The organism is Rahnella sp. NRRL B-41462, assembly GCF_003263525.1.
Lineage (GTDB): Bacteria > Pseudomonadota > Gammaproteobacteria > Enterobacterales > Enterobacteriaceae > Rahnella > Rahnella aceris.
On sequence record NZ_JYDF01000176.1, the window covers coordinates 1 to 776 of the forward strand.

Consider the following 776-nt stretch of genomic DNA (forward strand, 5'->3'; position numbering starts at 1 on the left):
CGCTACGGCGGGTTTTTTTGTGCTAATGTTTAACTGTCATAGTAGTGAACTATCTCAATTGAAAGGATAAATTATGATTCCGCAGATCCCACTTAAATACAGGGATGCAGAGCGCTGGTCGTTTGGTGATACCGAGTCGTCAGCAGACGAACTGGCTAAACGTGTTATTGCAGGCACAAAAACCGCCACCTGTTCAAACCTGGATGATGACCCGGAACCAGAACCTGGCGAAATCTTTGTGGTGGTCGATGGTCGCAATAATCCGGTGTGTGCCGTACAACTGACCGAAGTGAAACAAGTTCCTTTTGATCAGGTGACAGAGCAACATGCCTGGGAAGAAGGTGAAGGTGACCGCACGCTGGCTTACTGGCGCGCTGAGCATCAGCGTTTCTTCGAAGAGTACGAGATGTTTGAACCCACTATGCCATTGTTACTGATGAAGTTCCGGATGATAGAAAAGTTCTAAATATCTGAGGGGCCTGATATAAGGAAAATCAGGCCTTAAATTTCGCCAGCCAGCGATATGATCAACCTGATGTTGTCGATCTGCCGTTCAGGAATATGTCATGTCAGTGAATTCAGTAAATCAACGCGCTTTTGCAACCCTTTCAGGAATACCTTATTTCAGCCAGTGGGAAGACCCTGACTGTGCTGCCGGAATTATTGCCGGTGAACTCGAACTGAGTGATATCAAACTATGGGCCCAGTCTGGCGCATCAACCCAGCAGGAATTTATTGAGTGGGCAAACCATGTTTGTGGGATGTGTTGCCTGAAA

1 protein-coding gene and 1 pseudogene are annotated in these 776 nt (G+C 47.0%); both read left to right on the top strand.

Going from position 1 to position 776, the window contains the following annotated elements:
• Positions 1 to 73: 73 nt before the first annotated feature.
• Positions 74 to 466 carry an ASCH domain-containing protein gene (locus UC14_RS26175; RefSeq protein ID WP_013576159.1) on the top strand — a complete coding sequence of 131 codons (393 nt, stop codon included), beginning with the start codon at positions 74 to 76 and terminating at the stop codon, positions 464 to 466.
• A 100-nt stretch (positions 467 to 566) separates the two neighbouring features.
• Positions 567 to 776 (top strand): annotated as a pseudogene (locus UC14_RS26180) (hypothetical protein); the annotation flags it as partial.